This is a genomic window from Adlercreutzia sp. DFI.6.23, assembly GCF_024462535.1.
Classification (GTDB): Bacteria; Actinomycetota; Coriobacteriia; order Coriobacteriales; family Eggerthellaceae; genus Adlercreutzia; species Adlercreutzia rubneri.
The window spans coordinates 1-429 of the sequence record NZ_JANGBP010000109.1 but is presented as its reverse complement, the minus strand read 5'-3'; the positions used below and the strand labels follow the sequence as shown (position 1 = coordinate 429).

The following is a 429-nucleotide window of genomic DNA, read 5'->3' as shown; positions in this document are numbered from 1 at the left end:
GGTTCTTCCGTCTCACGTACTGGTACCTGTCGAAGAAGTTCGGCATCGAGGACATGATGGGCGGGTACGTCCACAAGGACGAGGTGTTGAAGGATGGCACGCCCGCCCGCGACCACATGCACGTGCCGTTCACGCCCATCCTAGATGGACGGTTCAACTACAAGCAGATGTGCCCCCGCAGCTTCTACCAGAGCATGCACAAGGAGCTTGGGGATTACCTAGAGGGGCGCATGAGCTACCGCCCTGCAATCGAGCTTGACGAGGAGACGCGGGCGCAGCGTGTATACACGGACAAGTCCGTGGATATCGACAAGGTACGCTGTGCGGTCGATAAGGCCGTGGTTGAACCTGCGAAGGACGAAGCGGCGCGAATCGTCGCGGCTGCTAGGGAAGAAGCCGCCGCTTTACTGAAAGATGCCGAAGCGCGTA

At 59.4% G+C, this 429-nt stretch carries 1 protein-coding gene; it reads left to right on the top strand.

Annotated features, from left to right (window positions below):
- The coding region (locus tag NE591_RS12555) for a plasmid recombination protein (RefSeq protein WP_256156780.1) at positions 1–429 on the top strand (429 nt) is incomplete at both ends.